General features: G+C 41.1%; 24 protein-coding genes and 1 pseudogene. 13 read left to right on the top strand and 12 right to left on the bottom strand.

Annotation, left to right across the window (positions count from 1 at the left end):
* The first annotated feature begins 77 nt into the window (after positions 1 to 77).
* The 3 genes from ACPYIV_RS14855 to ACPYIV_RS14845 are packed head-to-tail and all read left to right on the top strand — an operon-like array spanning position 78 to position 3,090.
* On the top strand, positions 78 to 902 hold the full coding sequence (locus ACPYIV_RS14855) for a glycosyltransferase family 2 protein (protein ID WP_370648535.1): 825 nt from the start codon (positions 78 to 80) through the stop codon (positions 900 to 902).
* A 1-nt stretch (position 903) separates the two neighbouring features.
* On the top strand, positions 904 to 1,785 hold the full coding sequence (locus ACPYIV_RS14850; protein WP_300762465.1) for a beta-1,6-N-acetylglucosaminyltransferase: 882 nt from the start codon (positions 904 to 906) through the stop codon (positions 1,783 to 1,785).
* Positions 1,786 to 1,800: 15 nt separating this feature from the next.
* Positions 1,801 to 3,090, top strand: coding sequence for a nucleotide sugar dehydrogenase (locus ACPYIV_RS14845; RefSeq protein ID WP_425883757.1), 1,290 nt, complete (start codon positions 1,801 to 1,803; stop codon positions 3,088 to 3,090).
* On the opposite strand, the gene ACPYIV_RS14840 is transcribed toward ACPYIV_RS14845, so the two are convergent.
* Positions 3,085 to 3,534 (bottom strand): HI0074 family nucleotidyltransferase substrate-binding subunit, encoded by a 450-nt coding sequence (locus ACPYIV_RS14840; protein WP_425883755.1) that lies wholly within the window; start codon positions 3,532 to 3,534, stop codon positions 3,085 to 3,087. The genes ACPYIV_RS14845 and ACPYIV_RS14840 overlap by 6 nt on opposite strands.
* A gap of 282 nt (positions 3,535 to 3,816) precedes the next feature.
* The gene (locus ACPYIV_RS14835; protein ID WP_293733198.1) at positions 3,817 to 4,449 is read right to left on the bottom strand and encodes a viroplasmin family protein; all 633 of its coding nucleotides are present in this window, start codon (positions 4,447 to 4,449) and stop codon (positions 3,817 to 3,819) included.
* 326 nt (positions 4,450 to 4,775) lie between these two features.
* Here ACPYIV_RS14835 and ACPYIV_RS14830 point away from each other — a divergent pair, with 326 nt between their 5' ends.
* The 10 genes and pseudogenes from ACPYIV_RS14830 to ACPYIV_RS14785 form a co-directional block, all read left to right on the top strand.
* Positions 4,776 to 5,297: a shikimate kinase gene (locus tag ACPYIV_RS14830; RefSeq protein ID WP_293733199.1), complete on the top strand. Its 522-nt coding sequence runs from the start codon at positions 4,776 to 4,778 to the stop codon at positions 5,295 to 5,297.
* A gap of 89 nt (positions 5,298 to 5,386) precedes the next feature.
* Complete coding sequence (locus tag ACPYIV_RS14825; protein WP_425883753.1) at positions 5,387 to 6,586, top strand: alanine dehydrogenase; 1,200 nt, start codon at positions 5,387 to 5,389, stop codon at positions 6,584 to 6,586.
* Positions 6,587 to 6,675: 89 nt separating this feature from the next.
* Positions 6,676 to 8,532, top strand: a complete 1,857-nt coding sequence (locus ACPYIV_RS14820; RefSeq protein WP_293733201.1) for a 2-oxoacid:acceptor oxidoreductase subunit alpha — start codon at positions 6,676 to 6,678, stop codon at positions 8,530 to 8,532.
* Between the two features lie 3 nt (positions 8,533 to 8,535).
* Positions 8,536 to 9,552, top strand: a complete 1,017-nt coding sequence (locus tag ACPYIV_RS14815) for a 2-oxoacid:ferredoxin oxidoreductase subunit beta (RefSeq protein ID WP_293733202.1) — start codon at positions 8,536 to 8,538, stop codon at positions 9,550 to 9,552.
* Positions 9,553 to 9,663: 111 nt separating this feature from the next.
* A complete protein-coding gene (locus ACPYIV_RS14810; RefSeq protein ID WP_425886529.1) occupies positions 9,664 to 9,957 on the top strand; it encodes a nucleotidyltransferase family protein in 294 nt (97 codons plus the stop codon).
* Positions 9,941 to 10,345 (top strand): DUF86 domain-containing protein, encoded by a 405-nt coding sequence (locus ACPYIV_RS14805; RefSeq protein ID WP_425883750.1) that lies wholly within the window; start codon positions 9,941 to 9,943, stop codon positions 10,343 to 10,345. Before ACPYIV_RS14810 ends, ACPYIV_RS14805 begins: the two co-directional genes overlap by 17 nt.
* A 246-nt stretch (positions 10,346 to 10,591) precedes the next feature.
* Complete coding sequence (gene pckA / locus ACPYIV_RS14800) at positions 10,592 to 12,199, top strand: phosphoenolpyruvate carboxykinase (ATP) (protein WP_293733204.1); 1,608 nt, start codon at positions 10,592 to 10,594, stop codon at positions 12,197 to 12,199.
* Positions 12,200 to 12,350: 151 nt separating this feature from the next.
* The gene (locus ACPYIV_RS14795) at positions 12,351 to 13,466 is read left to right on the top strand and encodes a redoxin domain-containing protein (protein WP_425883748.1); all 1,116 of its coding nucleotides are present in this window, start codon (positions 12,351 to 12,353) and stop codon (positions 13,464 to 13,466) included.
* Positions 13,467 to 13,558: 92 nt separating this feature from the next.
* Positions 13,559 to 15,097 (top strand): YifB family Mg chelatase-like AAA ATPase, encoded by a 1,539-nt coding sequence (locus ACPYIV_RS14790; RefSeq protein ID WP_293739911.1) that lies wholly within the window; start codon positions 13,559 to 13,561, stop codon positions 15,095 to 15,097.
* A 129-nt stretch (positions 15,098 to 15,226) separates the two neighbouring features.
* Positions 15,227 to 15,871 (top strand): annotated as a pseudogene (locus tag ACPYIV_RS14785) (GNAT family N-acetyltransferase); the annotation flags it as partial.
* Positions 15,872 to 16,285: 414 nt separating this feature from the next.
* Here the strand turns inward: ACPYIV_RS14785 and ACPYIV_RS14780 are convergent.
* The 10 genes from ACPYIV_RS14780 to ACPYIV_RS14735 all read right to left on the bottom strand — a co-directional run bounded on the left by ACPYIV_RS14780 (position 16,286) and on the right by ACPYIV_RS14735 (position 26,376).
* Positions 16,286 to 16,990, bottom strand: coding sequence for a hypothetical protein (locus ACPYIV_RS14780; protein WP_425883746.1), 705 nt, complete (start codon positions 16,988 to 16,990; stop codon positions 16,286 to 16,288).
* Complete coding sequence (locus ACPYIV_RS14775; protein ID WP_425883744.1) at positions 16,990 to 17,376, bottom strand: very short patch repair endonuclease; 387 nt, start codon at positions 17,374 to 17,376, stop codon at positions 16,990 to 16,992. Before ACPYIV_RS14775 ends, ACPYIV_RS14780 begins: the two co-directional genes overlap by 1 nt.
* A 63-nt stretch (positions 17,377 to 17,439) precedes the next feature.
* Positions 17,440 to 19,098 (bottom strand): response regulator receiver domain, encoded by a 1,659-nt coding sequence (locus ACPYIV_RS14770; RefSeq protein WP_425883742.1) that lies wholly within the window; start codon positions 19,096 to 19,098, stop codon positions 17,440 to 17,442.
* Complete coding sequence (locus ACPYIV_RS14765; protein ID WP_425883740.1) at positions 19,082 to 22,078, bottom strand: ATP-binding protein; 2,997 nt, start codon at positions 22,076 to 22,078, stop codon at positions 19,082 to 19,084. The genes ACPYIV_RS14770 and ACPYIV_RS14765 overlap by 17 nt, the downstream gene beginning before the upstream one ends.
* Positions 22,071 to 23,123, bottom strand: a complete 1,053-nt coding sequence (locus ACPYIV_RS14760; protein ID WP_425883738.1) for a DNA cytosine methyltransferase — start codon at positions 23,121 to 23,123, stop codon at positions 22,071 to 22,073. Before ACPYIV_RS14760 ends, ACPYIV_RS14765 begins: the two co-directional genes overlap by 8 nt.
* Entirely contained in the window at positions 23,120 to 23,329 is a 210-nt protein-coding gene (locus tag ACPYIV_RS14755) for a helix-turn-helix transcriptional regulator (RefSeq protein WP_425886528.1), read from the bottom strand. Before ACPYIV_RS14755 ends, ACPYIV_RS14760 begins: the two co-directional genes overlap by 4 nt.
* Before the next feature lie 167 nt (positions 23,330 to 23,496).
* On the bottom strand, positions 23,497 to 24,465 hold the full coding sequence (locus ACPYIV_RS14750) for a DUF5712 family protein (RefSeq protein WP_425883736.1): 969 nt from the start codon (positions 24,463 to 24,465) through the stop codon (positions 23,497 to 23,499).
* 4 nt (positions 24,466 to 24,469) lie between these two features.
* On the bottom strand, positions 24,470 to 25,003 hold the full coding sequence (locus ACPYIV_RS14745) for a BfmA/BtgA family mobilization protein (protein ID WP_425883734.1): 534 nt from the start codon (positions 25,001 to 25,003) through the stop codon (positions 24,470 to 24,472).
* Between the two features lie 284 nt (positions 25,004 to 25,287).
* Positions 25,288 to 25,620: a helix-turn-helix domain-containing protein gene (locus ACPYIV_RS14740; RefSeq protein ID WP_425883732.1), complete on the bottom strand. Its 333-nt coding sequence runs from the start codon at positions 25,618 to 25,620 to the stop codon at positions 25,288 to 25,290.
* 129 nt (positions 25,621 to 25,749) lie between these two features.
* Complete coding sequence (locus ACPYIV_RS14735; protein WP_425883730.1) at positions 25,750 to 26,376, bottom strand: hypothetical protein; 627 nt, start codon at positions 26,374 to 26,376, stop codon at positions 25,750 to 25,752.
* Positions 26,377 to 26,383 lie beyond the last annotated feature (7 nt).

The following is a 26,383-nucleotide window of genomic DNA, read 5'->3' as shown; positions in this document are numbered from 1 at the left end:
TTACATTAAAAAAGTTCTCCATAGCCGTTATAGAAGGTTATAAGGCATTCAGGCCGTGTCCGGCTCCACGGTTGATCATGACGTTGCTGGTTAAGAACGAGGAAGACATGCTGGAAGAAAACCTTTTGTTCCATAAGGCAATGGGAGTCGACGGGTTTATCATAACCGATAATAATTCGACAGACCGTACACCGGAGATTATCCGTAAATACCAGGAAAAAGGTTGGGTACTTGAAGTCATAGACGAGAAAGCGACAAACTATGAGCAAAAGAAGTGGGTCGATCGTATGGTATGGAAAGCGAAGAGGGATTACAAGGCCGATTGGGTGATTAATGCCGATGCCGATGAATTGTGGTATACGCCGTCCGGAAATCTGAAATCCGAGCTAATGGCTACAACCGCCAATGTACTGACTTGCGAAGTCAAGTGTGTCTATCCGGAAGACGGTAAACCTTTTTGGTTATGGAACCAGACAGTCGAACCGGTAACTGATCCCGGACGATATCAATTGTCTCAATATTCTCTTTTCGGGCGGCAGAATAATAAGGTGATTCACCGCGCCGCCGGTTATCTGCAGATTTCGATGGGAAACCATAAGGTCGCGATGTTCCCAAAACGGAAGGAAGCAAGTAAAATCCGTGTGTATCATTATAATATTCGGGGGAAGCAACCGTTTTTAGAGAAAATGATAAACGGAGGCAGACAATTGGAGCAGAACCCCAGGAAGCATGGCGGTCGCCATTGGCGCTATTTTTATCAGTTGCATAAAGAAGGTTTGTTGGAGGCCGAATATGATAAGGTGGTGGGAACCGCTTCGTTTGACCTGCTGAAACGGGATGGGTATATCCGGACGGATTCTACTATACCGGATTTGTTTGCAGTGCTAAATAAGAACCGATAAAATGAAACATGCTTATTTGGTTATTGCTCATGGCGAGCCGTACGTGTTGGAAGCGCTGTTGTCCATGCTGGATGATGAGCGGAATGACGTGTATCTGCATGTGGATAAGCGCGCGCGCGAGCTCTTTTGCCGGATAAGCCTCTTCAGCATGAAGAAAGCCGGGTTCTACATTTTGCAGAATCCGATAAAGGTGTGCTGGGGAGACATCAGTCTGGTGAAAGTGGAATATCTGTTATTCCAAGCTGCTTTCCAGAATGGTCCGTATGCTTATTATCATCTTCTGTCGGGTGTTGATTTACCGATACAAAGCCAAGATTATATTCATGCTTTCTTTCAGGAAAATGAAGGACACGAATTTGTCGGTTTCTGGCAGGACAATGCCCATCGTCGGGATCTGGACCGTAAGGTATCGCGATATTATCTGTTTACGGAACGTATTAAGGGCGGAAATGTTTTTTTTCACTCGGCTTCTTCTTTCACTCGGAATATCGTATTAAGTTTGCAGAAGATTTCCCGCTATCGCAGGCCTCATGAATTGGAGTTCAGGAAAGGGCCGCAATGGTCGAGTGTCACGCATGCTTTTGTTGAATATCTGATAGCAAAGAAACCTTTTGTACTGAAACGTTTCCGGTACACGCTTTGTCCGGATGAGATATTTCTACAAACGATTCTATGGAATTCACCTTTCCGGCACAATGTCTATTCAAAGAAAGATGCGGAAACGAGCTGTATGCGTGAAATAGACTGGAAACGGGGAAGCCCTTATGTGTGGCAGGATGCGGATTATGAAGAACTGTTCCGTTCGGAAAAGCTTTTCGCCCGTAAGTTCAGTTCCGCCAGTCAGGGTTTGATTGATAAGATACGGAAACACTATAGTGAATAAAACGAAGAGAATAGGATGGAAAATATAAAACTTGCCATTATCGGCCTCGGATATGTCGGTTTGCCGTTGGCGCGGTTGTTTGCGACGCGTTATCCGGTGGTCGGGTATGATGTGAAGCGGGAGCGGGTGGCCGCCTTGATGGAAGGGCGTGATGCGACGCAGGAGGTGTCGGGCGAATTGTTGAAGTCCGTGTTGCTGCCGCGGTTGCCGGAAGTAGGCGAGACGGGGTTGTTCTGTACGTCCGATGCGGAACAGCTCCGCGGGTGCAACTATTATATTGTGGCGGTCCCTACGCCGGTCGACTTGCATCACAGTCCCGATCTGACCCCTTTGTATTCGGCCAGCGAGACAGTGGGAAAGGTTTTGGGCCGGGGCGATATCGTGATCTATGAATCGACTGTCTGTCCTGGCATAACGGAGGATGAATGCGTTCCCATCTTGGAGAGAACGTCCGGTCTTGTCTTTAACCGCGATTTCTTTGCCGGATATTCGCCGGAGCGCATTAATCCGGGGGACAAGGAGCATACGGTGGAGAAGATTATGAAAGTGACATCCGGCTCCACGCCCGATGCGGCTGCTAAGGTGGACGCCCTGTACCGCTCGGTCATCCAGGCCGGGACTTTCCCGGTTTCCAGTATCAAAGTGGCGGAGGCGGCCAAAGTGATCGAGAACTCCCAGCGCGATATCAACATCGCTTTTATGAACGAACTGTCGAAGATTTTCCATCTGATCGGTATCGATACGAACGAAGTGCTGGCGGCTGCCGGGACGAAATGGAACTTTCTGCCCTTCAAGCCCGGACTGGTCGGCGGACATTGCATTGGAGTCGATCCCTATTACCTGATTCGTAAGGCACAGGATTACGGTTTCCATCCGGGACTGATCCTGTACGGACGCCGTATCAACGACACGATGGGCGAATATATTGCCGGTCGCGTTGTGAAGTGCATGATCAAGAAAGATGTGCCGGTGCGGAATGCGGAAGCATTAGTTTTAGGTTTTACCTTCAAGGAAAACTGTCCCGATGTGCGCAACTCCAAAGTCGGCGATGTCGTCCGCTACCTCGGTGATTACGGGATCGGCGTGACGGTCTATGATCCCTGGGCGCGGCCGGAAGATGTACGGCGCGAATACGGTTTGGAAGTCCTCTCCGAACTGCCGGACAAGAAGTTCGACGTTGTCGTGCTGGCGGTCGCCCATACCTGTTTCCTGTCATTAGACATTCCGGCGCTGACAAAGGAGCACAGCGTCGTATATGATGTGAAAGGTTGTCTCGATCCGGCTTGGGTGGACGATCGGCTATAAAGGGTAGAACAACTTTCCTGCCTGGTCGATATGCTCTTGGAGAGCCAGTTCTTTTTCCAACCGGATACATAACTGTTTGAGTAGGTCTGCAAAAATTCCGGCAATGTCGATTAGATCTACTTGTTCTTTATCGTAAATATAAGGCATAAGTTCCCGTGATTTCTTCATTTTGCGCCACCCGTCGTCGGCATCCGTGATGTAACCATCCTGTAATGCCAGCGATAACGTGGCGTTGGGTCCGGCAAAGTCTATATAACCTTTATAACGAAGGAAATCTTGTAATGTTTTCCAAGATAATTCATATGTATATTCGAAACGTTGTATAAGTCCCTCTTTTTCTAATTCTGATAATGATGCTAGGTCGGAGACCTGCACCTTTTGTAAACGTGTTAATGCTTTTTTATATTTCATAAACAGCTGTACCCAGCGAATCTCTTGAGCCATAGTTTTCCTTCAAATCTATATTATAGATTTTTTAGCCATTTCTTTCCGGAAGGAGTATAAGACCATATGACCAATCCTGCATCTATAGCACTTGTGAATAAAAAAATAATCCCTAAAGCGTCCATATATTACTGTTTTAAAATTCTGTTGGCAAAAAAGGCAAATATATATGTTGAGAATACTCCTGATAGTATAGTCACCCAATTTACCTCGTTTGATATACTTGTATATAAAGGCGCAACGCCCCCTAATACAAGTGACACAAATGTCAACTTAGACAAATTATTTCCGTCCGAAGTCCGCCGGAATCTCTCCCCATTCCGATGTTTCCCATTTCAGGATGGGCGTGGTATAGGTGTTGGTGTTGAGCCACTTTTCCGCCCGTTCGATCATGTCGAAGACCGGTTCGTTCTCCGGTACGCGTTCCAGAAGCGTCTTGCATTTCTTCTTTTTTACCCAACCGATGGCGTTCCGGCTGTCCGAGTAGATCGGTAGGTCGCTTCCTTTCTGTTTCAACAGGGCAAGCCCGTGCACCAAAGCCAGGAATTCGCCGATGTTGTTTGTCCCTTTTTTTAACGGCCCGATCCGGAAGATCTCCTGCATGGTCGGCGGATAAACGCCCCGGTATTCCATATCTCCCGGATTCCCGCTACAAGCGGCGTCTACACAGAGGCTTTCCCAGATCGGCTTCCCGACCGGAGCTTTCGGAGCTAAGCCGGCAGCCGCTTTGGCTGAAGATGCGGTTTTCAGATAATGCTCGTATCCCTTCTCGAAAGCTTTTGTTGCCTCTTCTTCAGTCTCGAACGACTTATATTTCGCTCCTTCCTGTCCGTCCACCTGCGCCTTACATTCGCCCCAGTTGTCATATACGCCCGGAGTGATGCCTTTCCACACTACATAATATTTCTTTGCCATTGCTTTCTGTTTGTAAGTTCCTTTCAGCCTTCTCCGCTCTCCCCCGGCTGGAAATAGATTTTATCCCGCGGAAAATGCCTCTTACACCACCGGATAAGTCCGGTTTTCCCGGCGGATAATCGCCTGTCGACAATTGTCGGCAAACCTGCCCACAGTTGTCAGCAAACTTGTCGACAATTATCGGCAGGCCTGCTGACAATTGTCGACAGGCAAATTGTTGGGCGGGGAATCGAAGAAGTATGGGGTCAAAGATAAAAAATTATCCGGCACAAAACAGAAGTTCTTAGCGGAAAAAGTATACATTTGCAGGAAACAATCATATAGATATGAAGCGTGTATTTCTGATTGGATATATGGGAGCCGGAAAAACCACTGTGGGAAAGGTGTTGTCCCGGCAGTTGGGGCTCTCGTTTATTGATCTGGACCATTATATTGAAGGCCGTTATCATAAGACCGTCGGGCAGCTTTTTGCCGAGAGAGGGGAAGAAGCATTCCGGGATATCGAGCGGAGGATGCTCCGCGAAGTCGCGACTTTTGAAGATGTCCTGGTGTCGACCGGAGGCGGGGCTCCCTGTTTTTTCGATAACATGGAGTTTATGAACGGAGCCGGACAAACCGTTTACCTGAAGGTTTCGGTGGAGGAGCTGGCGAAGCGCCTGGAACTCTGCAAATCCACCCGCCCGGTGTTGAAAGGACGTTCGGGCGACGAATTGAAAGCCTTTATCGCCGAAAGCCTGGAGAAAAGGGAACCTTTCTATTCGAAGGCGGCGATTGTGTTCGATGCGGAAGAGATGATGACCGATCAGGATGTACAGGCTATATCGAAAGCATTGGCAACACGATTATAGAATTGAAAGTTGAAAGTTGAGGGTTGAAAGTGAAAACTGGCACAACCTTAACTTTCAACTTTCAACTCTCAACTTTCAACTATTAAGTTATGGACAGACAAGGGCTGGGAGCTTATATCCCGCAGGAGCTATTGAAAGAAATCAGTAAGGCGAGTAATCGCTTACTGATAGGTATTCCTTGTGAACGGGTGGAAGGAGAACGACGTCTGGCTCTGACCCCCGAAGCGGTCGATATGCTGATCGGCCGCGGGCATCGTGTCCTGGTGGAAGCCGGGGCGGGCCTGGGAATCAATTACTCTGATAACCGTTATTCGGAAGCGGGAGCCGAGATCGTGGCGACGCCTGCCGAAGTCTACCAGGCGGACATTATCCTGAAGATACTGCCGCCGCTGACTGCCGAGGTGATGATGATGAAACCGCGCACCACCCTGTTTTCGACCGTCCAGTTCAATACCTTCTCACATGAAGCCTTCGAGTTGATGATGGCTAAACGGATTACAGCCATAGCTTATGAGCTGCTGGCGGACGATATGCAACGCTGTCCGGTCTTGAACGTGATCTCCGAGATCGAAGGGACCGCTTCCATCACGATAGCTTCCGAACTGCTTAGCAATACGCAGGGCGGAAAAGGGATCTTGCTGGGAGGCATACCGGGCGTTTCGCCGACCGAGGTCGTGGTCATCGGAGCCGGCAATGCCGGGACTGTCGCCACCCGGGCCGCTATGGCGCTGGGCGCTTCCGTGAAAGTTTTCGACGACGATATAAACAAGCTCCGGACGATCCAGCAGGTGTTGGGGCAGGGTTTGTTTACTTCCACCTTCCATCCGAATGTCTTGCAGAATGCTTTCCGCAGCGCCGATGTGGTGATCGGGGCGATGCGCTACATCAATACGCGCCGCCGGTATATTATCGCCGAAGACATGATCCGCCTCATGAAGCGCGGCGCGTTGGTCATAGACCTCCGGATCAACCAGGGAGGCTGTTTCGAGACGACCTGTTGCCTCTGTCCTTCCGATCCGGCTGTTTTCGAGCAGTATGGCGTGTTGCACTATTGCACGCAGAACATCAGCAACCGTGTGGCGCGTACCACTTCGATGGCGCTGAGCAATATCTTCGTCCCGATGCTTTTCCAGTTGGGCGATGCAGGTGCCGTGCAGGGGATGATCAAGAGCGATCCGGGGTTCAGGAACGGAGTCTATATGTATTGCGGAAAGCCCGTTAATAACTACGTTTCCAATAGATTCGGTTTATCGTCGAATAACATCGATCTATACCTCTCTGCGTTTTAACCCTTAAAAGTTTTGAACTCGCAAAGTTTATTCTTTACTTTGCGACGATCTTAAATATCAATAAGCGATTAAGCTAATATAAGTATATTATGGCAGAACAGACAAAAGTAACAACTCTGGAAAAGGTTGTCATCCGTTTTTCGGGAGACTCCGGTGACGGTATGCAGCTGACCGGAACAATCTTTTCCAATCTGTCGGCTGTTTTCGGGAATGAAATCTCTACATTCCCCGATTATCCGGCAGAAGTGCGTGCTCCTCAGGGAACACTTAGTGGCGTATCAGGTTTCCAGGTGCATCTGGGGTCCCGTAAAATCTTTACTCCAGGTGATAAGGCGGATGTATTGGTCGCAATGAACCCCGCTGCGCTGAAAGTGAATGTGAAAAACCTCAAACCCAATGCAATCGTTCTCATCGATACGGATTCGTTCCAGAAGAGTGATCTGGATAAGGCGCAGTTTACGACAAGCGACCCGTTCCAGGAATTAGGACTCGGCGGCGTACAGGTCGTGGCGGCTCCTATCTCGACAATGGTGAAAGACGGCCTGGCTGAATTCGGCTTAGACAACAAATCTGCACTCCGTTGTAAGAATATGTTCGCACTGGGGTTGGTTTGCTGGCTGTTCGAACGTCCGCTGGAAGAAGCGATGCACATGTTGCAGAATAAGTTCGCCAAGAAACCGGCCATCGCACAGGCCAATATCAAGGCGCTGACGGACGGTTACAACTACGGGCACAATATCCATGCTTCAGTCTCCACTTATCGTATCGAAAGTAAGAAGGCTGCACCTGGTTTTTATACTGACGTGAACGGGAACAAGGCTACTTCCTACGGGTTGATCGCCGCCGCCGAGAAGGCCGGCTTGCGGTTGTTCCTCGGAAGCTACCCGATTACTCCGGCTACCGATATTTTGCATGAACTGTCGAAACATAAGGAACTCGGCGTTATCACCGTTCAGGCGGAAGATGAAATTGCCGGGATCTGTACTTCTATCGGTGCCAGCTTTGCCGGTTGCTTAGCTGCGACTTCCACATCCGGTCCCGGTCTGGCGTTGAAGAGCGAAGCGATCGGTTTGGCCGTGATTGCCGAACTGCCGTTGGTCGTTATCGACGTGCAGCGTGGCGGTCCTTCTACGGGTATGCCGACCAAGAGCGAGCAAACCGACTTGATGCAGGCGCTTTACGGACGTAACGGTGAAAGCCCGGCTGTCGTGATTGCCGCTTCGACTCCGACAGACTGTTTCGATGCCGCTTATTGGGCAGGGAAATTGGCACTCGAACATATGACTCCGGTTATCCTGCTGACGGACGCCTTCATCGCCAACGGTTCTTCCGCATGGAAGCTGCCGAACCTGGCTGAATATCCGGAAATCAAACCGAATTATGTCTCCAACTACGATGCGAGTGAAAAAGTATGGAAAGCGTATCGTCGCGACAAGGAAAGCTTGGTTCGTTACTGGGCTATTCCGGGAACAGAAGGCTTTGCCCATCGTCTGGGTGGTCTCGAAAAGGATTATGAGACAAGCGCTATCTCGACCGACCCGGTCAACCACCAGAAGATGGTTACCACCCGTCAGGCCAAGATCGACAAGATTGCCGATTATATCCCCGAACTGGAAGTGATCGGAGATCCCGATGCCGACCTGCTGATTGTCGGATGGGGCGGAACATACGGACATCTCTACGAAGCAATGGAAACGATGCAGGAACAGGGAAAGAAAGTCGCGCTGGCTCATTTCAAGTTCATCAGCCCGCTGCCTAAGAACACGGCTGAAGTGCTGGGTAAATACAAGAAGGTGGTCGTTGCCGAACAGAACAACGGACAGTTTGCCAACTACCTGCGTGGTAAAGTGGCCGGATTCAATCCGTACCGTTTCAACCGCGTAAAGGGACAACCTTTTGTTGTAGCGAGATTAGTTGAGGAATTCACGAAAATATTGGAGGCTTAAAAGATGGCAACTGAAGAAGTAAAATTTCAACCGAAAGATTATAAGAGCGATCAGTATGTACGCTGGTGTCCGGGTTGTGGAGACCATGCCGTGTTGAACTGCTTGCACAAAGCAATGGCCGAAGTAGGAGTGGCTCCTCATAATATGGCTGTTATCTCGGGTATCGGGTGTTCTTCCCGTTTACCTTATTATATGAACACATACGGTTTCCATACGATCCACGGACGTGGAGCCGCTATTGCTACCGGCGTGAAGACGGCTCGTCCGGACCTGAGCGTCTGGTTGATTACCGGCGACGGCGACTGTCTGGCTATCGGCGGTAACCACTTTATCCATGCTGTCCGCCGCAATGTGGACTTGAATATCGTATTGTTCAACAACAAAATATACGGTCTGACGAAGGGACAGTATTCGCCGACTTCCGACCGTGGTTTCGTCTCCAAGAGTTCACCTTATGGAACGGTCGAAGATCCGTTTATCCCGGCTGAACTGGCTTTGGGCGCCCGTGGCAACTTCTTTGCCCGCGTGATCGATGTGGATCTGAAGAATACGACCGAAGTGTTGGCTGCTTCTGCCCGCCATAAAGGGGCTTCCGTAACCGAAGTGCTGGTGAACTGCGTGATCTTCAACGACGGTATCCATAAGAAGATTGTCGATAAGGAATTCCGTGCCGACCGTACGATCTTCCTGCGCCACGGCGAAAAGATGCTGTTCGGCAAGGACAACGAAAAGGGTATCGTTCTGGATGGTCTGAAACTGAAAGCCGTAACAATCGGGCAGGATGGTTATACGTTGGATGATGTCCTGGTACATGACGCACATGAAAAGGATAACACCCTGCACATGATGCTTGCCATGATGAGCGAAGATATGCCGATCGCACTCGGCGTGATCCGCGATGTGGATGCCCCTGTATACGATGAAGCTGTCCATCAGCAAATCGAAGAAGTCCAGGCAAAGAATCCGACCCGCAAATTACAGGATTACCTGATGAGCGGAGAAATCTGGGAAGTAAAGTAAGGCGGTAAGCCGATCTGTGATAAGAAAAGCTGTAAACCTTGAAAAAAGATGCAAGGGTTTACAGCTTTTCTTATTTATATTTCTATCTTTGTGAAACAAAAGGGTATAGCAATGAAGACAACAGCCGAAATCATAGGAATCCTGAGAGATTACAAAGCCCGTTCCGCCGAAAAATACGGAATCGAAACATTGGGTCTTTTCGGTAGCGTGGCTCGTGGTGAACAGAATGAGAAGAGTGACATCGATGTGTTTATTAAGTTGAGAAAAACAAGTTATTACACATTGATGGATATAAAAGATGATTTAGAACAAGTTTTCAGGCAAAAAGTCGATTTAATAACCTTGCATGAAACAATGCGTGCTTTGTTTCGGCGTAAAATAGAACAGGATGCAATTTATCTTTAAGGATCAAATAACAGATAAGCTTCTTTTTGTTATACAAAGATTTGAATTGGCATTGAAACGAACTTCCGATGTTGCAAACTGCGATGATTTGCTTCGTACTCCGGAGGGTGTCGATTTATTTGATGCAACTTGCATGAGAATACAGACTATCGGTGAGACATTGAAACAAATAGATACTGAAACAAAGGAGAAGTTGCTGGTCTATTATCCGGGAATTCCCTGGCGCAAGATTTTTGCCATGCGAAATATTATTTCTCATGAACATTTGTCTGTTGACCCGGAGATTATAACCGATATCGTTAAACATAATTTATCCCCTCTGCTTGTCGTTCTTTACCGCATCCAGGATGACTTAAATGCCGGGAAACATGATGCTATCTTTGGATAAAAGTAGCTGATTTGTAAACTCTATGTTACAAAATGGTAGGGTTTGATGTTAACGGCATAGAAAAGTATAATTATTACTGAAAAATTTCCTTAATTCAGTATGTACTATGAAAATTTGTATTACTTTTGTACCGCGATTAACAAGGCGAGGGAGCAGCAAGTAAAAACAAAGATGAGTTGCCTTGTGTTTTAACATCGAGTAGAGAGAAAAAGTTATATAAAGTCAATCAATTAAATTAATTTCAAGATGGCTACATTAGATTTAAGCAAGTACGGAATTAAAGATGTGAAGGAAATCATTCACAATCCGTCTTACGATGTTCTGTTCGCAGAAGAAACAAAACCGGGTTTGGAAGGCTTTGAAAAAGGTCAGGTGACTGAACTGGGTGCTGTAAACGTGATGACTGGTGTTTACACAGGTCGTTCTCCTAAAGATAAATTTTTCGTAAAGAACGAAGCCAGCGAAGATTCAGTATGGTGGACTTCTGAAGAATATAAAAACGATAACAAGCCTTGTTCTGAAGAAGCTTGGGCTGATCTGAAAGCTAAAGCTGTAAAAGAATTGTCTGGCAAACGTTTGTTCGTTGTCGATACTTTCTGCGGCGCTAACGAAGCAACTCGTCTGAAAGTTCGTTTCATCATGGAAGTAGCATGGCAGGCACATTTCGTAACTAACATGTTCATCCGCCCGACAGCTGAAGAACTGGCTAACTACGGAGAACCTGATTTCGTTTCTTTCAACGCTGCTAAGGCTAAAGTTGAAAACTTCAAGGAATTAGGCTTGAACTCTGAAACAGCTACTGTTTTCAACCTGAAAACTAAAGAACAGGTGATCCTGAACACTTGGTACGGTGGTGAAATGAAGAAGGGTATCTTCTCTATCATGAACTATCTGAACCCGTTGCGTGGTATCGCTTCTATGCACTGTTCCGCTAACACGGATAAGGAAGGTACAAGCTCTGCTATCTTCTTCGGTTTGTCTGGTACAGGTAAGACTACTTTGTCTACTGACCCGAAACGTCTGTTGATCGGTGACGACGAACACGGATGGGACAACGAAGGTGTGTTCAACTACGAAGGTGGTTGCTACGCTAAGGTTATCAACCTGGACAAAGAAAGTGAACCGGATATCTACAACGCTATCAAACGTGACGCTCTTCTTGAAAACGTTACAGTTGCTGCTGACGGTACAATCGACTTCGCTGATAAGAGCGTAACAGAAAACACACGTGTTTCTTACCCGATCTATCATATCGAAAACATCGTTAAGCCGATTTCTAAAGGCCCGCACGCAAAACAGGTTATCTTCCTGTCTGCTGATGCATTCGGCGTATTGCCTCCGGTATCTATCCTGAACGCTGAACAGACTCAGTACTACTTCTTGTCTGGTTTTACAGCTAAATTGGCTGGTACGGAACGTGGTATCACTGAACCGACTCCGACATTCTCTGCTTGCTTCGGTGCTGCTTTCTTGTCACTGCACCCGACAAAATACGGCGAAGAATTGGTTAAGAAGATGGAAATGACCGGTGCTAAGGCTTATTTGGTTAACACGGGTTGGAACGGTACTGGCAAACGTATCTCTATCAAAGATACAAGAGGTATCATCGATGCTATCTTAGACGGTTCTATCGACAAAGCTCCGACAAAAGTTATCCCGTACTTCGATTTCGTTGTACCGACAGAATTGCCGGGTGTCGATCCGAAGATCTTAGATCCGCGCGATACATATGCTGATCCTGCACAGTGGGATGAAAAAGCAAAAGATCTGGCTGGCCGTTTCATCAAGAACTTCGCTAAGTTCACAGGTAACGAAGCTGGTAAGAAATTGGTTGCTGCTGGTCCGAAGTTGTAATCAAATACATAACGACTATAAAAGCGCAGGACTTCGGTTCTGCGCTTTTTTTATATATATACATTAATTTTAGCATAATTGTTAGGATGTTTTAAAATCTATTCTTATCTTTACCCCAAATTATCTGTTAATGTGGGATATGAGGTATAACATGATTAGACATTTATTACTGGTCGTAGGGATTATCGTGTCTTTGTCATCGTGTGGCGGAGATATTGCTTACCGGATAGAGGGCAAACTTACCAATCTGGAGGATCAGACCTTATATGCCGTTTTCGAAAATGAAGATATAAAAGTTGTAGATACGGTGACTTGCGGGAAGCCGGGTGAATTCTTGATCGAACGGAAACAAGGGGATTTCAGGGAAGTGACGATTTTCTTTGCCGATAAGATGCATTGGGTTACGGCTTATCTGGAAAAAGGAGAGAAGGTGACGATTACCGGAGATGCTAATTATCCTGCCATGTTGCGTGTCAAAGGAGGGCGGATCAACGATCGTCTTTCCGCGATAAAAAAAGAAATGGCTCCTTTGTTGAAGGAACAGGCCGATCTGATCCACCAACTGAATAAGAAGAATAAGAATAAGGAAAATGTTAACAGCTCAATAGAGGATACGGATGTTGCCTCACGTTTGGCAAATGTGAACCACCTGTTGAGCGAAGAGGCTGCTGCCGCTATTAAGAAATATCCGGATGAAGAGGCTTCCGTCATATTGATACAACATTATTTTAACCATCCTGACGATACCCGGCAAATGGATGAACTGCTTGCCGTGTTGAGTCCGAAGCTGAATGATTTCTATCTGGTGCGGAAACTACAGGAATATAGTGCCCGGGCAAAAAGGACGGCTTTGGGTGCTGAAGCGCCTGGTTTTAATGTGAAGAACATATACGGAACTCCTGTCAGCCTGGATTCTTTTCCCAAGAAATATTTACTGCTTGCTTTTACGGCTCCCTGGTGTGATATGTGCCAGACGGAAGACTTGTATCTGGATGAAGTGGCAATGAAATATCCGAAAGAAAAGGTGGAGATGTTGCTGATCAGCTTAGATGACGATCAGGCCGAAGTACGGAAGGTGATAGCAAAAGATAGCATCGACTGGAATTTGGTAACCGATTCTGCCGGACAGGCGGCTATGCTGGTCGATCTATATAATGTAAGTGCTTTGCCCCGTTGTTTCCTGATCGATGAAGATGGGAAGATTATCCTGAAAACGGATAATGGGATCGAGATAAAGCAGACGTTGGAAAAACTGATTGATTTATGATTTCAGATTTATGATTTATCTAATGTCACTGTTCGTAAATCATAATAATCCGGCCTCATAAATCATAAATTATAAATCATAAATCTTTAACTATGTTGGTCAAATCTTATGCTGCCGCCGTGCAGGGTATATCGGCAACGGTCGTTACGATCGAAGTGAATTGCACAAAAGGTATTCAATTCTTTTTAGTAGGACTGCCGGATGTGGCTGTCCGTGAAAGTCATGAGCGCATTATCTCAGCTCTTCAGGTAAGTGGCTACAAGTTTCCCCGTAACCGTATTGTGATCAATATGGCGCCTGCCGATATCCGGAAGGAAGGTTCGTCGTATGATCTCCCGCTTGCAATCGGTATTCTGGCGGCCGCCGGAGAGTTGGAAGCCTCCCGGTTGGATCAGTACATGATGATGGGAGAGCTTTCGTTAGACGGTAGCTTGAAGCCGGTAAAGGGAATACTCCCGATCGCAATCAAGGCGCGTGAAGAAGGATTCAAAGGCTTTATCGTTCCCGAACAGAATGCGCGCGAGGCTGCAGTTGTCAACAATCTGGAGGTTTATGGCGTTTCGACTATTAAAGAAGTGATTGAGTTTATTGCGGGAAAACGGAGTTTGGAACCGACGGTTGTCAATACCCGCGAAGAGTTTTATGCTCGGCAGCTTCAGTTTGAAGCGGATTTCTCGGATGTGCGCGGGCAGGAGAATGTGAAGCGTGCGTTGGAAGTTGCCGCCGCCGGCAGCCACAACCTGATTCTGATCGGTCCGCCGGGGAGCGGTAAGTCGATGCTTGCCAAACGTCTTCCTTCCATCTTGCCGCCTTTTACCTTGCAAGAGTCGCTGGAAACAACCAAAATACATTCGGTTGCCGGCAAGATCGGCCTGAACACTTCCTTGATGACGCAACGCCCTTTCCGTTCGCCACATCACACGATTTCGAATGTGGCAATGGTCGGGGGAGGCGCTTTCCCGCAGCCGGGAGAGATCAGTCTGGCACATAACGGAATCTTGTTCCTGGATGAATTGCCTGAATTTAACCGGAGCGTGCTCGAAGTCATGCGCCAACCTTTGGAAGACCGGACGATAACGGTTTCGCGTGCCCGCTTCTCGGTCGATTATCCGGCCAACTTTATGCTGGTTGCTTCCATGAATCCTTGTCCTTGCGGATATTATAATCATCCCGACCGCCCTTGCCTCTGCTCTCCGGGCGCCGTTCAGAAATATATGAATCGCGTTTCCGGTCCTCTGCTGGACCGGATCGACATACAGGTGGAAGTCGTACCGGTTCCTTTTGAGAAGATATCGGAACAACGTCCTTCCGAATGTAGCGAAGCGATACGCGAGCGTGTGATGAAAGCCCGTGCCATCCAGGAAAAACGCTTTGCCGGGCATGACGGCATTTATAGCAATGCTCAGATGACCTCCAAGCTGCTTCATGAATACGCAGTGCCCGATGCTGCCGGCCTGTCTTTGCTGAAGGTCGCCATGCAGCGTCTCAATCTTTCTGCCCGTGCCTACGACCGCATCCTGAAAGTCTCCCGTACGATTGCCGATCTGGAAGCCTCCCCGGATATCGAAGCGCGTCATTTGGCGGAAGCAATCAACTACCGGAACTTAGACCGGGAGACATGGGGAACGTGAGAATAGACAGGAGGGATGTTTTTTTCCAGAGAATATTTCCATTTCTTTTGAGGAATATATCAATTATTTAAAAGAAAATAAAAAAGAGAATATCACAAAAATCTACATACCGATAAAATAGACGAAATCATGGAAAATAATTTATCTAAATACATAACTCTAACAGAAGAGAATATAGACAAAGAGCATATCTGCTGCGCATTCTCTGACAAATAATGCTTGGCAGGCTATGAGTTAAAAAAAGAATGGCTAACGAAGGAATTTGCTAATGGCTATGTTTTCAGACGGCTTGATGTACGAGCCAAGGTTTTTATAGAATATGTTCCTGCTGAATATGCGTGGCTTCCGGTTACTGCTCCCAATTATTTAATGGTTAATTGTTTTTGGGTTTCAGGGCAGTATAAAGGTCAAGGGCATGGATATAATTTGCTTCAATCTGTGATTGGAGATGCAAAAAAGCAACAGAAAAATGGATTGGTTACTGTTGTAGGTACAAAAAAGAACCATTTCATGAGTGATACGAAATGGTTATTGCAACATGGCTTTAAGGAAATAGAAAAACTTCCAAATGGATTTTCATTGTTGGTGATGAGTTTTCATGAGAATAGTGCGGTCCCAAATTTTAATGATTGCGTCAAAAGTGGAGAATGCCCTGACAAACAGGGAATAGTGGTTTATTATTCCAATCGTTGCCCATATACGGATTATTATGTAAATGGAATGTTGCGTGTTCTTGCACAAGAAAGAAATATTCCTTTGAAAGTAATTCCATTGATTCACCTATGGCTCTGCCGGATTTCCAGTTAGCTTCAAGGACTTCTAACTTGGTATTGAATTGGGTCTGTTTGCCGTTAATCGAGTACCCCTTTTTGCTATTTGGGAGAAAAAAGAAATCCCAGATAATGCTTGATTATCAGGGATTTACTTGATTTTTCTTTTGTTTTCAGTGATCCGCCTGGGATTCTCCTTGTAGAGTTACCACGCTGATATTTAAAACTTTATATTTTTAGCTTCAAGCATATCCCATGATTTATCCCACTAATTTGTTACGTGCTTTTGCGGTAGTTTGCTCATGGAGAATATCTGGACAAAGATAATTATTTGTAGAGTTACCACAAAAAAAGATAGTATTTTTATCTATTATTAAAAGAAAAAATTGATATTCTTTAAAATATTGAGAAAGCTATACTATGTTTTCTTATTTATTATTCCATAAATAAAAGATTCATAGACTGATTTTCGCATTAATTCATCAGCAATAGTATCATCCATATTTCTAATCTTTTCAATATATTTTGATTTAAAAGTGATACTTTCAGATTTCTCAATTTTATTCTTTACCATTATATCACTTATAATAGATATAATAGCTATTACTTCATCTAGAAAGAATGCCGCCACGACCTGAGATATCTTATTTACGCAGTAACAAAGTAACATTAATTCTCCATTAGAACCAGGTATGTCATATTTCTTGTTATTTAAATAAATATTTTGTTTTTCTCTATCTCTATGATTATGAGCTAAAGCGTGATTTCTATAATCATTCAAATCTTTCCATTCTTTTAAAAGAGAATATGCAGGTTTTGCTATCTTTTTAACATAAAGAATCCTATCTTTATCTTTAAGTTCAGTTTGTACACCAAAATAATTATTCCATTCATCTAAATATGATATAGTTTTCAATATTATTTGTGAGGCTAAGGCGTCGTATATTGTATCATCGATTAATTCATGATAATTACCTTTAAAGTTTTCAAAGTCAGAGTTAAGAATATCTTCATTATCAAAAATAGAATCGTATGATTGAGTTATTTGCGTGGTCAGAGATAATAACGTAAAAATAGACTCTTCAGTTTTGTTATATTTATGAATTTTATCTGTAGCAGTCATCAAGCTAAATTTGATTTAATTTCAGAGATAAGCAAAGTTAATCTATTATTTTGCAATGTTGTATTTTTTAATTCACACTCCCATATTACGATAACCTTCCATCCTCTTGTTTCTAATTCTTGGATATTTTTTTTGTCACGCAAGATGTTTTTGTGTATTTTATTTTCCCAGAACGCATGATTGGTTTCTGGTAGTCTTCCTGCTCTACACGTATGCCCATGCCAAAAACAACCATTTATAAATATGATTACATGGTATTTAGATAATACAATATCAGGTTTTCCTGGTAATTCTTTTTTGTTTTTTCTGTATCTAAATCCGTGAGAGAATAAATATTTACGTACGAGAATTTCCGGCTTAGTATTATTTCCGGAAATTCTCGACATGATATTAGATCTTTTGTTTTTTGAATATATATCCACAAATAAAGTATATAAATTATCAGTATTTTATTTAGAAACATTAAGTCTTAACCATTCTGAATGATTTGTCGCAACCCGAGACATTTGAGATGCAAAAATATTTGCTATTCCTTGTGCAAAATCATTTTTTAATTCTGCTACATATTCAAATCGACGCCCAAAAGAATCGAGAAAAAACCACTCCTTAGAACTATTCCCTTTAACAACAACCATTCCCTTTTTTGTTGGTCTAAACATAAACTGTCTTGATTTTATAACACTATACTCAATCCTAAAACCAAGATTTGATTCTAACATAATATCTCCATTACTTGATGTTTTTGTTAGACTAAGAAACATAAACGAACGTCCCTGATACATATTCTCACTTTCAACTAATCTCACACTATCACATTTAGGCTGAATACATATCCAGTATTCATCTTTTCCAGAAATAGTGGTACCCTTTAATATTAATCCTAGTGTTAGAATTGGTTTATTTGAATTCAGATATCTATTCTTTAATGTTGTCAATTTTGCAAATAAAATATTACTTTTCTTTGCCTGACTTAGGACATTGGAACTGCTTAATTGTGGATTGTATCCTTTTATAATAATCTGAGGTAATAACTTAATGACTTTTTTGGAAAGTTCAATTTTAGACTTTACAGGTTCATTTTCATAATTAAACTTGGTAATTATTCCACAATTGAGCAAATCTTTAAATTCATCTATAGTAAAATTTTCAGGGATATTAGCTGTATTATTTAAACCTTCTCTAATTGTATCAAATACTAACTCTTTAGCATCAAGAGATTCTATAAAGCTTTCTATTTGTGAATTGGTAATTGTCTCTTTTAGAGCGCTTCCTACTATTGATTTGATCTCAGAACCAATTAATTCCATGATATGATCATGTGCATCGTCTGGATTTGGCAGTAGTCCTTTGTGGGCAATAAATGCTGCATCAATCTCTCTTTTAAAAGTATTTAATAGAAAAAAAGTATTTGCCCTAATTGCTGTTATTGATTTAAGTAGAATATTTGAAACAACTCCATGGGTAAAGTTTACAAACTCATCATATATTGCATCTGGAAGCTCATCATAAGTAAAAGAACGTACTCCTATTTCCTGGGTGTGTTTGACTGCGCTTTTAAGGGATTCTTTACCGAAAATTGTAATTTTATTACTATTGCACATTATAGAGAAAGATTTTCTTTCTTTTATTACCTCTAATCCTATCGACTGTAGATTTTTTTCTATCTCATCAATTATTCTATTAAAATCAATCTCTTCAGTATATATAATGAATAACTTAAACTTATTGTACTTACATGCTATTACGTTTTTTAATATTTCTAATGTGTAAAAACCTTTAGAGTCTTTAGTGTCTTCTTCTAAATCATCATCTTCTTCAGTGTCATTTCCATTAGATAAAAGCATTCTCCAATCAAGAACTGTGATATCACTTTTCTGAGATATTGAAGCTATTCGGCTTATATCTGCTTCTTCTGTGAATTTGAAAATAGAACACATTACTCCCAGACTTGCAAAACTTTTTGCCATTTTTCCTGCATCAAAAAAGCCAGTATTAACAGGAGCACCATTAGAAAAAATAGCCTTGTCATCAACCATAGTTATAGATTGAATAAACTCTTTTGCAACGTTTAATGACTCATTATAATAACTATTATTTTTCTGTATCATCAGTCTTTTCAATTTTAAAGGTTACATTACATCCTTCTAGCGGAGTTGTTACAAATAGTCTATATCCTGAGCCTTTTAATGCTTCTCTGGATATGTGTAATCCCATACCTCGGCCTTTGGGTTTTCGGGTAAATCCATAAGAGAATATTCGGTCATAATCAGTAATTGGTATTTCTGGGCCATTATTTGAAATATAGAAGCCTGTATCATCTGCATGCAGTTTTATGAATTTCTCTTCATCAACATCAATCTGCTTAACCCAATGAATAGCATTATCTATTATGTTCACAAATACAGGGTAGAAAGTTGATCTAAAACCATATATAGATCTTTTAGAGAAACCTTTTGTCTGTTTTAGGCTGATACAATGTCTTTCAAATCTTGGATAAAATAAATCTGCAATATAAATTCTTATGTCATTTGCAGGTATATCTTCTTTGATTCTTTGTAACCTTCTATTCAGTGGAGTAAACATATTAAGATAGCTATCTAAATGTTCAAAATTAGTTCTTATGTTAATATATACTCCTTCCATTTTTTCATTAACATCAGCCCATGCTTTTAGATCTTTTATGCTATTTCTTATAGAATGAACAGTACTACTAAATTCATGATGGATAATTCCAATAGCCAATCCTAATTGACTTAGCTCAACATCACTTGTTATTTTATCCTCTAAGTCAAGCACTTTCTCTTGAAGGGCTTGTGTTATATCATCATTGGTGACAATGTTTCCTTGTTTATCTTCCTCCCAGTAGATGCTATCTAATTGTTTTAAAACAATATCTAAAATGTTTGTAGCTTTTTCTTTTTCTGCAAGTATTTCATCCTCCATTCTTTTTCTCTCTATAACAAGATCAAAATCTTCAGAATTGTTAATTTGAAGTTGCTTGAATTCATCTTTTATTATTCGGATTTTATCCTCAAGTCCAATCATTAATTGATTGGCTAACTCTTTGACTCTTTGTTTTACACTGTTAGCTGCATCATTAGCTTCATTTCCTTTTTTTGACGCTATTTTTTTAGCATCAGCAGAAACTTGATCCACAGCAAGCTCTAGCCTTTTTCTTTTACTTATTTCTATATGTAGCCTTGAAGAATATTGCTCAATAATATTGTCTAATTGTTGTAAAGCGTGAATGAAGATATCTTTATTAACTTTTTCGAATTCTATTATATAATAGTTGTAATCCTCCATCGAACGTTTAGACAATGAAAAACCTCTTGGTTGAGATATTTTTATTGTTTTTTTATATTCGTCCAAATTATTTCTAGTTGCAGTTTCAATATCTAATAACTTTTGGCTTGCCTTTTCTATATCCTTAATATATACAATACTACTAAACTCAGCCTCTGCTTCTTTTAAGATGTTTTGTACATTTAGCTTTATTGTTCCAGCAGATAAAGTCTGAAAAAAAGTGTTAAGCCTTTTTTGGAATAGTTCTTTCTTAATTTTCGCCTGTTTTTCTCTTTTATCAAGAGCTTTGTAAACTTTAAGTTGCTCTTCTCTTTTTTCTTGCCAAAATATACTTTTAGGGCCTCCCGACTCTCTGAAAAAATCAGCTGCCAATTGCACAAAGAAATTCTTTAAAATCTCTCTCATTTGGCGATAAGCTTTATTCTCAATAAACCCTTCTCTCCCTGCTTTTTCTTTTAATTCTGAATTCTCTTTTTTACTTATATTTATGGCTCCAAACATTCTACGGTAAGAAAAGAAATAAAATGATGCACTCTTTGTTCTATTTTTTTCTATATCAATAAAGTCATAGTCTGAATCTCCGTATGGTAATATTCGAATGTTATCTTTATATATGTAAATACCTCCATATTTATCACATTTAGCAGTAATTCGATCATAATCTTCTTGATTTATTATAGATTGTCTTTGAGCTCCTTGCACATAAGCAAAATCTATACTAAAAGGACCACAAGTAGCTTTTCTAAAATGATTTCCATTCCAATTTATGATGTGATTTTGAAATTCCTTTTCTCTATATATAGTTATTGACCCTTCAAATTGTCCAAATTCATCAAATTTTCCTTCTATGTGGTGATCTGCTGTGAGGAAATCTTCAGGAGTGAAAAAATAGTCTTTATTTATAATGTCTTTATAGGTTCCATCATCGCTTTTATAATCTCTAAAAGCTAAATCGATTAGAGGCTTTGGGTGATTGGGGGTCATTGTGTTGGTGAAGCCGACTAACATCTTTTCAATTTTGGTTGCATCAGTGCTATTCGGTTCTCCATCTATATCATTATCTAACATTTCATCAACAGGAGAAATATAGAAATGTGTTCCATAACCATTATTTAGTAAACTTAGAAATGGATTTGGTAAAGTTTTTTCTATTGTTTCAGGAATTGCATTAAATCCTTCTATTTCTTGTTTTAATGAAAATCCTTTCTCTTTATCTATGCGATTATCTTTAATCAACTTTTCAATAGAAAAGATTAATTCATTTTTAAGTTCCTGAATTAAACGTTGATTAGGTAATTCTCCTCCTTCAATTTCTTTTAAAGGTATAATAATATCATCAAGATTTAATCCCGGTAATTCAAATACTCCCCAGTTAATGAATGCAACAAGAGTCTTACTTAATCTATCTCCACATTTTGCTCTTGATAAAACGAGAACCTGACGCCCAATAGATGCAATAGCTAATCTTCCTATTCCTTTCTCTCCTGTTATTTCACGTTTGGGTTTATTGCTATCATGCGGTGGTGGAGTCATTGAAGAATTAACTAATTTGCTATCAGTACCCAACGTCAGCCAACGTGTTTCAAAATCTTCTTTAGTCATGCCTAAACCATTATCGCGAAGAATAAATATTCTATTGCTCCGGAAATAGTCAATTTCTGCATAATCTGCATATGCATCATGCGCATTTTTAAAAAGTTCATTAATTGCAGTAGGAATCCCAGCTATTTGCTGTCTTCCTAAAAGGTCTAATGTTCTTGCACTTGTTTTAAATTTAGCCATTATAAGACGCATTTATTGTTTCGCCAATTGCTTTAGCTAAAAGAGGTGGAACTGCATTTCCTATCATCTTAGCTATTACACCTTGGCTTTCTGAATGAAAAGTATATGTTTCTGGGAAACTCTGTAAAGTAGCACCTTCTCTCAAAGATATAGCTCTTAATTGTTCTGGATGCCCGTATCTTCCATTAGAAATACTACAGAATCGAGTTGTTATAGTTGGAGAAGGTTTGTCCCAATGCATTCTGCCATAAATGTCAGTATGCCCTTCATGTTTTTTATAGCAATCTAATTGTAATTCTTCTGACCAGGCAGCACGACTTCCACCATCGACTGGTACTTGTTCTAATCTTTTTCTATTTATCTCAGCCAGGTTTGCGGACGTGTGGATAAATGAAGTTTTATCTCTATGCCCAAAAGGGATTGGATAGTATTTTGCTAAATTTCCAATAGCATCTCTCACTGTCTTGATGTTTTTTTTATCTTCTTTAGGAAGATGAATATTTTGTTTGATACGAGTTGCTATTAGAATATATCTTCTTCTGTTTTGAGGTACGCCAAAGTATTTAGCATTTACAACTCCATCATCAAAAACGTAATTATTATCTATGAGAAATTGTTTAAATTTACCCAATGGGCTTTCTGCGTTTCTTTTTAGTCCGGGTACATTTTCTATGAAGATATAACCTGGTTTGTAGTATTCTACAAATAGTTTAAAATCATCCAATAGTAATCTGGTTTCACTAGATTTTGTCTTGTCTGTATTCATGTTTGAATAATACTGGCAAGGGCTACAGCCTACAAAGATTAAGTTGGACTGATTTCTTTTAATATTGAATATTTTCGTCAGCGATTTTATCTCAAGATTTGAAACATCTGCACATAAATATTTTGCTTTATTATTTTTTTCATATGTAACTTGACAATTAGGATCTATATCAATTCCCCCTAAAATATTTATTCCAGCTTGTTTAAATCCACAAGTTACTCCACCAGCTGAGCAAAAAAAATCAATTGCTTTAAGCTTTCTATTTCTGGACTTTTTCATTTTGTTGAAATAATCAAATCTTTCACATCAACTTTTAGAATCCCCGCAACCTCTACTAAATTCTCTAAAGAAGGTTGTGTTTTGTTAGTACACCATCGTGATATGGTAGTAGTACTGAGGTTCATTTTCTCAGAAAGCCATTTATTTGTTACTTGCCTTTCTACAAGTACAACTTTTAATCTATTTATTGTTTTTGTTTTCATCATGATTGACATAAAATGCAAATTTATTAAATTATCCCGACTATGCAAAAATATCAATCGTTTGATTTCATGTTGTAGATGAAGTTTTGAATATTCTCCTTGTAGAGAGTATGAATAAAGAAATTATTAAATTTCCTATACTGTATTAGTGTACCCACATAAAGAAGAAGTTACAACCTACGCCTTTTTTTCTTAGATTTCTTTAGTTTTGATATTTCTTCTTTGGCATTGCTTAAGAAGGTTGTTTCTAATGGGATAAATGAAATGAATGAATTTGACGTTAGATTATTTCTCTGATAGAAAGACGGATTGATATATGTTTTATTTTCTTGATTGACGATAATATCGGTGTCTGCATTAACATTCGGCTTTCCTGCTTCGTTGTTTTCAAGATTTATAGAAAGCAAGTTGTCTATATTGCGACCTTGGCTAACTTCTGTTTCTCTTTCAGTGGATTGAATCTCTTTTTGTTGTGTGAACTGCTTGGATATAGAGTCATTCTTCATTGTGTTGTGATAATCGAATGATTCTGTTAGTTCTCGATTGTAACCAAACAGTTTATCAAATCCTTGTTCAACTCGTCGGAATAGGTTTACTCGCTCAAAGCCACCTTTGATTACTCCGTTCGTGGTATTTTTGTGGTTAGTTAACGGTGAAAGTTTCTTTTTATTGGCTTGGTCTTTCCGGCTCACTATCAAATGACAGTGCATATTCAGTTTGTTATCTGAACGGCTACGGCCAAAATGAATCTTCCCGTAAAACTTTATATCCGAAGAGGACAGCTCTTTATTAAAGTTTTTAGCATATTCGAGAGTAAACACTTCACGAATATAGCGTTTCATTGCTTCGGCTTGTTCCTGTTCTGTATTACCCATCGCTTGAAGTTCCTTTTTCGATGGGCTGACATGGATAGCATAAAATTTAGCATCCGTTTTCAGAAGTTGCCCGATATTTGTATCTATATCCTTTATCACCTTTGACTTATAGATATTATCATCTGTTAGATTGAAAAAGCCTTCGGTGTAGATTCCCTTTTTCATCCGTTCCAAATCTTCATGCTCTAAATAATTAGCTAATTGTCGGCTGCTCCCAGTATTATTATATGTCCCCTTTGATGGTGGGGCAAAGTCTATGTACATAACTCTATGTGTTTATCAGGTTGCTGATTTCAGTTTTCAAGTGCTCTTTCCGTTTGCTGTCCATCACACCACAAGCGGATAGTTCCGAATAGAGTTGTATCAGGAGAAGTAACTTTTTATAATCCCGTTGATGTATCTGGTAGAGTGCATTGATCTGTTTGGATTGGTTGTTTATCACATCGGCATGTTTGCCGAATTGTTCACTTAGTTTTTTAAGTACGGATGTTTGTCTTTCTTGGCTGGCTTCCAGTTGTGAGAGAATAAAGGTTTCTAAAGTTTTGCCGATAGTATTGAAGCGTAAAGCAATAGAATTTGTAGCCCGTATCATGGGATTCAGTTGTTCTTCCTCGTAATGACGAATGAAGCGGATTATATCGTCCTGCCTCTTATTTATTTTCGCCAGTTCCGATTTTACAGATTCAGGGGTTTCGGATGGGTTGATATGTGCCTTGTCTATATATCCCTTCTCTACCAAAGCTGCTGTTTCCTTGTCTATGGAAATGGTAGTGAATATCGTTTTTCGACTGCTGTTTGGCATGGTAATTACTTTTTTATAGAAATATGAATAGATAAATTCCTGATAATAAGCATTACAAAGAAAATGCTTATTACAGGTGTCATTACGGCGTGTTCTTGTAACACGCTAAAGCCGAAGGCTTTGCCTCGCAGAGCAAGAGGGAAGAACAGGACTTGTCCAGTTCCCTCTTGCTCAATTTAGCGAAATGAGCGAAGCCGGAAGGCGTAGCTGTTTCTGCTAAATTGGGGGGATAACATAGAGGAATAGTCCAAACATAGGCTTCTTTCCTCTGCTACCTTTTGCTTTCACGGCTGATTCTCTAATTGATTAGCTTTTTCAAACTGTTTGTAGGTTTGAGAGTCGGCACGTTCACGAACAAAAGCCCGAATATCATTCGCTCGATAGTAGGTCTTCTTTCCGATGGTAAAGTAGGGTAGTTGTCCGCTTACTCTGTAACGTTGAAGCGTTCGGAAAGATACTTTCAATAGAAAGGCTAAATCCTGATTGTCAAGTATCTTTTCATTGTCATCCAGTACCTTATCGGTGTTTATAAGAGATTTTAGGTCTTGCCCTATTTCAGTCAGTTTCTTGGATAACTTTGCCATCCATTTTTCAAAGTCTTCATTGTCAATATACATTTTGCTTCATTTTTAAGTTAAACATTAAGATTTCCAATCGATTGATAAAGCAAAGTTCAGCAAACGGGTGCAAATAAATTAGGGGAGTAGATCATCTATTCCCCTATAAATTATTGATAAGATACTGATTTACAAATACCCTCTATTTTTACTTTCTATCTTGATAGCGATTATTAATTCATTTAGAAACTCTGTCAGTTTTGTGGCTTTACGCTTAAAAACATCATCCCTTTTCTTGTATATGTCTGCAAATTTAAAGTTCATTCCTTTCTTAAATACTCGTGCCAACTCTGAAAAATTCACAGGATTTCCAATCTTGTTTTTTACGGAGTGTGAATAAAATAAACCGCATATCAATTCCATTATGTCAATCATATCAACATCATTAGCTAAATACACATCAGGATCAAAACTATTTTCTGTGTTTATCGGAAATAAATCAGGGTTATCCAAGCGGAATTGTATCACCTTAAAAGTAGAATCCAATATACTTAATACCTTAATTATTAACAACCGGATTTCAAGCGAAGATTTATCATCCTCAACCTCTAGACGCATATTCAATTCTTTTACCTCTGTTACTGTGTAATTTATAGCAAAGCATAATAATATAATATTCTGTTCTTCCTGACAAAACAAAAGGAGTTGCCGTACAAAATCATCATAAGCCATTGATAATTCTATACGGTCAATCTCATTGCCATTAACAGAGCAAGAGAGTAGTTTGAATAACTTTGTTTCTAAGAAACGTTTCACTTATACT

Origin of the sequence: Parabacteroides vesiculifaciens (assembly GCF_049860805.1) — a bacterium.
Taxonomy (GTDB): Bacteria; Bacteroidota; Bacteroidia; order Bacteroidales; family Tannerellaceae; genus Parabacteroides.
The sequence above is the reverse complement of the archived record's forward strand: the minus strand, read 5'-3'. Positions and strand labels throughout refer to the sequence as shown.